Origin of the sequence: Leptothrix ochracea (assembly GCF_041083635.1) — a bacterium.
In the GTDB taxonomy this organism is placed as follows: domain Bacteria; phylum Pseudomonadota; class Gammaproteobacteria; order Burkholderiales; family Burkholderiaceae_C; genus Sphaerotilus; species Sphaerotilus ochraceus.
Window position 1 is genome coordinate 111,352 of record NZ_JBFPHB010000010.1, and the last position, 6,599, is coordinate 117,950.

Consider the following 6,599-nt stretch of genomic DNA (forward strand, 5'->3'; position numbering starts at 1 on the left):
CTGCATACACTCGTTCACACGTTTTACGGCATGGTTCATCGGAGTGGCGTTAGCCTTGACTCCTATACGGTCACGCTCCGCGTTGCAGCATTCTCAGGAATCCAACACCTTCACCAAGAACACTGCCCATGCGGTGAACTTGCAGCAGACTGGGCGTGTTTGTGAGTGATTCATAACGATTTACTAAGCATTCTTTTTTTAGATTACGAACAAGCCCGATGCCCGCAGTGACACGTGCGCCGACTTCTTTCATACGTCCCTGACTCGGCCCCCCACTGCTGCCATCACCGACCTTCTTTTCAGAGAGCACCCATTCCATGAACGAGCAACTCAACGATCGCAGCGCCACAGCGCAACAGTCTTCCCCCGTTCATGCTCAGCAAACCGCACAGGCGGTTGTGCCGGGCCATCGGGCAGCTCAATCGGCACCAGCGACGGCTCAGCAACAGACTCAGGACGTCGTCGCAGCGCCCAAGCAACGCCGCCTGAAAGTGGGAGAAGATCTCCTCGACACCGAAGCCGGTGAGCCCGTCGAGAACGGCGCGACACCTGCTGCAGAAGCGGCCGATCCGGTTCCAGAAACACCTGCGGCACCGGCAAGCACCAAGACGGACGACAACACCCCGCCTCCAGTCGTGCCGCCGACCGCAGGCGCAGACGCGGCAGCCGCTGCAACCGCTCCAGCTCCGGTCACTGCGCCCGCTGCTACAGCACCCATCACCCCGGCTGCACCCGCTGCGGCCTCTGGCGGCATTCCGATGTGGGCCTATGGCGCAGGCGGCGCAGCCGTCCTCGGCTTGGCTGCCGGTGGTGGTGGCGGTGGTGCCGCCGCACCTGGGCCTGCTCCGGATACCACGCCACCCACAGCGGCAGCTCCCACCGATATCACCTTGGGGGCCATCAAGACGGCCGCCAATGCCAGCACCTTCAACGTCACGGTCGCCCACGTGCCAGCAGATGCAGCCACCGTCAAGGTGGAGCTGCTGAACAGCGCAAACACAGTTGTTGCCACCACGACCACCGGTACCAACGGCGTCTACAGCTTCCCTGGCATCGCTGACGGCACGTACTCGGCACGCGTCAGCTACAAGGACGCTGCAGGCAACCCGTCAGCACCCACCACCTCGGCCACGACGCTGACACCCGACACCATCGCACCGACGCTGGCGACCGCCGCTGATGTGGCCTTGGCGCATACCTTGGTCAGTGCAGGCACCAGCAACGTCACGGTCACCTTGGCCAACGTGCCGACCGACGCCGCAACGGTCAAGGTGGAACTGCTCGACAGCACAGGCGCTGTCGTTGGCACCACCACCACCGGTGCAGCGGGTGTCTATACCCTGAACAACATCGCCGACGGCGCCTACACCACCCGCGTCACCTATACCGACGCTGCGGGCAATGCTGCGATCTACACACCGACTGCCAGCAATCTCGGTCTCGACACCATCGCTCCGGTGGCCACCAACACCGCCGTGGCCCTTGCACACACGATCGTTGCACCCGGTACCAGCAACGTCAACGTCACCCTGACGGGCGTACCTGCTGACGCCGCAACCACCAAGGTTGAACTGCTCGACAGTACCGGTGCAGTGGTCAGCTCCACCACCACCGGCACGGCTGGCGTCTACACCCTGGCTAACGTCGCTGACGGTGCCTACACCACCCGCGTCAGCTACACCGACGCAGCTCAGAACACCTCGACGTTCACATCCACCGCCGGCAATCTGGCCCTCGACACCATCGCTCCGGTAGCGACCAACACCACGGTGGCCCTCGCGCACACCATCGTCACACCCGGCACCAGCAACGTCGATGTCACCCTCACCGGTGCGCCCACCGATGCCGCCACTACCAAGGTGGAACTGCTCGACAGCACCGGGGCCGTCGTCAATGTGACACCCACCGTCGCGGGCAACGTTTACACCTTTGCGGGCGTCCCTGACGGCGCCTACACCACCCGCGTCAGCTACACCGACGCAGCTCAGAACACCTCGACGTTCACATCCACCGCCGGCAATCTGGCCCTCGACACCATCGCTCCGGTGGCCACCAACACTGTCGTGGCACTCGCGCACACGATCGTTGCACCCGGTACCAGCAACGTCGATGTCACCCTCACCGGCACGCCCACCGACGCCGCAACCACCAAGGTGGAACTGCTCGATAGCGCCGGCGCCATCGTCAACGTGACGCCAACCGTCGCTGGCGGTGTCTACACCTTCGCCAACGTCGCTGACGGTGCCTACACCACCCGCGTCAGCTACACCGACGCAGCCCAGAACACCTCCACCTTCACCTCCACCACCGGCAATCTGGCCCTCGACACCATCGCGCCCACAGCTGCGGTGCTGGCCTTGGCCAACGGTGCCACCACCCCCACGACCACCAACGGCACCCTGACCGTCAGTGGTTTGGAAGTGGGTGCCACCGTGGATTACATGATCAGCAGCGCCACTGTCCCTGGGACATGGGCTCCGCTGACAGGCACCACCATCGCCTCGCCACCGACAAACGGTACGGCCGATGGTTTGTACTCGGTGCAAGTGCGTCAAACCGATGCCGCAGGCAACCAATCGGTTCAGACCTACACCTACACGCTGAACACCCAGCCGATTCCGCCCGCTGGTATCGCGTTGGTCACAGACTCCGGTGTGGCCGGCGACTTCATCACCAACAGCGCAGCCCTGAATTTCACCCTTGATCCCACCGCCACCGCCGTTCAATACCGAATCAATGGCGGCGCTTGGGCATCAACCTACACCGCACCCACCAGCGGCGACGGAACAGCTGCTTCGGTCTACACCGTGGACGTCATGCAGAGCGATGCTCGCTTGACCTCATCCACCAGCTCGATCAGCTTCACGCTGGACACGGTCGCTCCGACAGCGGCCACCCTCGCACTGACTTCCGATACCAATCCCATCGGCGTCACAGCCTTGGATGGCATCACCAAGTCCAGCAACATCAGCGTCACGGGCCTGAACGGCAGCACGATTAAGTACCGTTTGATCGAAACCACCACGGGTGTTTCGACCTCGTGGGCCTCGGTCACGGCGGATGCAACGGGTGCGGCCACCATCACGGGCCCGACGGTGGATGGCAACTACACCCTCGAAGTGCAGCAAGCCGATGTGGCCGGCAACCTCACGACCAACACGCTAGCCTTCAGCATCGACAACGCCATCGTTGCGCCCATCGCCTCGGTGGTGGATACCGGCTCCAAGGATCTGCCAATCGCGGTCACCACCAATGGCACAGTCACTTTGAGCGGTCTTGATCCGCACGTCGCTCAAGTGATTTACCGCGTGGACGGTGCCGCTACGTGGACCACTGTGGATGTGACTGCGCTGTCCCTTGACCCTGTCACCGGTCTGCCCTTCCTGACCATCCCCTCGGTAGCGATGGACGGCACGGCCAACGGCCTGCACACCGTCAATTACTACCAAGTGGACTTGGCTGGCAACAGCAGCACCCCGGCGCTGATCCAATACACGATGGACGTGATGCCGCTGGGCTTGACGAATCCCGTCTTGTCTTTGGTCGCACCGGGCCCGAACCCCAGCTTCACCAACAACGGCGCGATCACCGTCACCGGCCTCGATCCCTCGGTGAGCCAAGTGGTGTATCACATCAAAGATACAGCCACCGGCGTTTGGGGCTCTTGGCTGAGTGCCACGCCGACGTTCAATGCCCTGACCGGTCTACCGATCAACGCCACGATCCCTTCGCCGGGTGCGGCGGGCAGCTACGCGATTGAGGCTTACCAAGTGGACCAAGCTGGCAACAGCAGCAGCGTTCTGCTGCCTGCCACACTGACGTACACCTTGGATAACGCCATCACGGGCCCGGCCTTGGTGCTGGCGCAGGACACCGGCTTGGTGCAAGGGGCCGGCATCACCCAAGTGGGTAATGTGACGGTCAGCAATTTGGATCCGAACACGTTCAGCGTGGCCTACACGGTCCACGCAGCTAACGGCGGTGTCGCGGCCTCTGGCACGCTGCCAACCACCGGCAAGCTGACGGCGACCATCCCGGCTACCGATAACCTCGGCAATCCCCTGCCAGACGGCTTCTATCAAGTCACCGTCACAGAAACCGACCAAGCAGGCAACACGTTCACACAGGCTCCGCTGTCGTACACCCTCGATACCTTGGCTCCTGGCGCACCCGTCTTGGGGACCGCAGTGGGTTACACCCCGGGCGCAGCCATCCCCTTGTCTGTACCTGTCACGCTGCCCTTGGATGCTGTCGTCGGCGATTTGGTCACGGCCGTGTTTACCAACGGCGCGGGGGCCGCGACCCCCTTCATGCACACCGTCACACAAAACGACCTGACCACCCACACAGCGAAGGTCGCAGCAGGTACCGGTCTGGCCGACGGCCTTTACACCATCACCAGCACGCTGACAGACGCCGCCGGCAACGCCACGGCCGCCGCAGCCTCGGTCACCTATACCCTTGACACCCTTGCACCGGCCACACCGGGCGTGAGCTTGTTCACGAACAGCGGTTTAACGACCGACACCATCACCAACAACGCTACCCTTCAGTTGACGGGCTTGGAAGCCGGCGCCCAAGTTGAATACCGTGTCACCACGGCAGCGGGTTCCGTCGGCGCATGGCTGGGTGCGACCCCCAATCCCACCGGTGACTTCACGCCCACCCTGCCCTCGGATGGCACGTACACCATCGAAGTGCGCCAGCGCGACGCCGCCGGCAACATCTCGACCGTCACCCCCACAAGCACCTTGGCGCTGACGCTCGACACCACGCTGGTCACTCCGGCCATCGCTCTGACAACGGACTCCGGTGTGGCGGGTGATGGCATCACCAACAGCAACGGCCTGAACATCGGCAATGTGGTTGAAGCGGGTGCCACGGCCAGCTACACCATCACGGCCGTGGGCAGCGCCACAGCGGCGGCCAGCGGTCCCGTGACGATCGATGCCCTGGGCAATGGCGTGATCCCACATAACGCTGCCTTGGCCAACGGCGCCTATGTCGCCACCGTAACCAGCACCGACATCGCTGGCAACATCAAGACGGCCTCGGTGAACTTCACCTACGACAACGTCGCCTTGGCACCGGTGGTCACCCTGACCAGCGATACGGGTGCCAGTGCCCTCGACAAAATCACCAACATCGGTACTTACACCGTTGCAGGCGTCGAAGCGGGTGCGACCCTTGAGTACGGCAGCCTCGTCAATGGCGCGCTGGTTTGGGGTGCGCCCGGTGCCCCGGCTCCTGCACTGGTTCAAGGCGTCAACGACATCTACATTCGTCAAACCGATGTCGCCGGCAACGTCAGTGTCAACTTGGTCAACGGCGTCGAAGCTCCGAATTTCAGCTTCACGTTTGACACCGTGGCCCCCCTGGCACCGATCAGTGGACTGAACAACGACACGGTCTCCGTCCTGAACCCGGGCGGCACTGCCACAGACCGCATCACCTCGGTCGCCGACATCGCTGTCAGTGGCTTGGAAGTGGGTGCCACCGTGCACTACACCATCGACGGCAGCGCACCACTGGTCGCCACTGTGGTCAACGGTGTCTTCACCCCGACCCAGGCTGATGGTGTGACGCCGCTGTTGGATGGTGCGCACACCGTGGTGGTCACACAAACCGACGTGGCTGGCAACATCAGCCCGGTCAGCACCACCAGCTTCACGCTAGACACCGTCACCGCAGCCCTGCATCTGGCCTTGACCAACGACAACGGCGTCAGTGCCGTGGATCACCAGACCTCCGTGGGTACCCTGCAACTGGTCGATGCTGCCGGCCTGCTGGTGGCCGCCGAAACCAAGGCCGTGGTGGAGTACAGCAACGGTGCTGTGGACGCCGCCGGCAACTTGATCTGGTCCACCACCTTCACCCCGGTGTCGGGGGGTACTTACGACCCGACCAATACGCCGGCCAACTACAACAACCACGTGATGGTCCGGCAGGTTGACCTGGCCGGCAACATCTCAGTCTTGACCCCGGTGTTGGACTTCAACCTGCTGGGCGCCGGTAACCCGCCGCTGGTCAGCGTGGTCGATAGCGGCTCACTGGACACCCCGACAGCCATCACCAACGCCGCCACACTCAACGTCAGCCCGGATCCGACCTTGCTCATCCCGGCCGGCACAACCGCCATCGACTATGCCTACAGCTTGGACAACGGCGTTACTTGGACCTCGGCCTTGGCCGTCCCTGTTACGGGCGGCACGATCACCATCCCAGGGTTGGCGGACGGTAACCACAGCGCAATGGTGCACGCCATTGATCCGGTAAGCGGAATTGCCACCGCCGATGCCCAAGTCAGTTTCGTCTTAGACACTGCGATCACTGCGGTCACGGCAGCTTTAACGGTTGACTCGTTCAAGGCCATCAACGACCCGCTGGGCCTTGGCGCCACGGACACGATCACCAACGATGGTCGCCTGACCATCAGCAACGTTGATCCGAACCTCGACAGCATCACAGTTATCTATACCCGTACTGATGCGCTGGGTGTTGTCAGCACACAAACAGTCACGGCACCCGCCCTCGCGGTCGCCGACCCGCTTGTGGCCGGACAGTTCTTGACCACCATCGCCGCGCCAACACTGGGCGAC

The 6,599-nt window shown here is 63.0% G+C and carries 2 protein-coding genes; one reads left to right on the top strand and one right to left on the bottom strand.

What is annotated here, in order from left to right; all coding sequences use genetic code 11:
* Positions 1 to 70: 70 nt before the first annotated feature.
* Positions 71 to 319 carry a hypothetical protein gene (locus tag AB3X39_RS05395; RefSeq protein WP_369416333.1) on the bottom strand — a complete coding sequence of 83 codons (249 nt, stop codon included), beginning with the start codon at positions 317 to 319 and terminating at the stop codon, positions 71 to 73.
* Between AB3X39_RS05395 and AB3X39_RS05400 the strand changes: the two genes are divergently transcribed.
* The coding region (locus tag AB3X39_RS05400) for an Ig-like domain-containing protein (protein WP_369416334.1) at positions 318 to 6,599 on the top strand (6,282 nt) is incomplete at its 3' end. The genes AB3X39_RS05395 and AB3X39_RS05400 overlap by 2 nt on opposite strands.

Bases quoted from the DNA above. Each gene is read 5' to 3' on its own strand.
- AB3X39_RS05395 (WP_369416333.1), bottom strand. From the start codon at position 319: ATGGAATGGGTGCTCTCTGAAAAGAAGGTCGGTGATGGCAGCAGTGGG.